The organism is Gluconobacter sp. P1D12_c (genome assembly GCF_018812105.1).
Lineage (GTDB): Bacteria > Pseudomonadota > Alphaproteobacteria > Acetobacterales > Acetobacteraceae > Gluconobacter > Gluconobacter oxydans_A.
In genome coordinates this window covers 1-722 of the sequence record NZ_JACSIQ010000094.1, presented here as the reverse complement: position 1 = coordinate 722, position 722 = coordinate 1, and the positions used below count along the sequence as shown (strand labels likewise).

At 48.8% G+C, this 722-nt stretch carries 1 protein-coding gene; it reads left to right on the top strand.

Annotated elements, in window-relative coordinates; all coding sequences use genetic code 11:
- Positions 1–722, top strand: a 722-nt coding sequence (locus KP705_RS15710; RefSeq protein WP_215764866.1) for a plasmid recombination protein, incomplete at both ends; no start/stop codon positions are given.

Sequence of the window (722 nt, the reverse complement as noted above, 5' to 3'; positions counted from 1 at the left end):
AGATGAGGCTACCCGGAGAAATCCGGATGCCTGTTTGCATGTTGAAAATCCAGGCAMGCCGGTTCTCGTTTTTGGTCAGGATTTAGAAGCTCTTGAGCGTGAGCATGAGCAGGCTTGCGATGGTGCTGTTGATGTTCAGAAGAATGGCAAGAGCAGGAAAATCAGAAGCACTCAAAATACTATGGCGTGCATTGTTCTGTCTTGGCCAGGTGAGATGGATGCCGATTGTAAGCGTTGGCAAGCTCGGTCGGTCAAGTGGTTGCAGGACACGTATGGGGACCAGTTGAAGACAGTCATCAGGCATGATGATGAGGCTTTTCCTCATCTTCATGCTTTCATCGTTCCTGATGATTTGAAGGCGATCAGCTTACATCCTGGGGATAGTGCAAAGCAGAAGGCCAAGGCGGATGGGTTATCTCCAAAGGAACAAAATGAAGCCTATAAGCAATCGTTTAGAGATTGGCAGGACAGTTATTGGGATAAGGTCGGGAAGCCTTCTGGCTTAACTCGTATTGGTCCAGGTCGTAGGCGTTTAACTCGGGACCAGTGKAACCAGGAGAAGCAACAAGCCAAGGCTTTAGCTATTGCTCTGGCTGATGGTCGTGCTGTTGCAAAGCGTGTTGATGCTGCAAAAGCTAAGGCTGAAAAGTTTGAGAAGGCTGGCACGTTGGTTGGTGCTGTTTCTTCTGCTGTTGCTGGTGGTGTTTTTCAGGTTTCTGAGT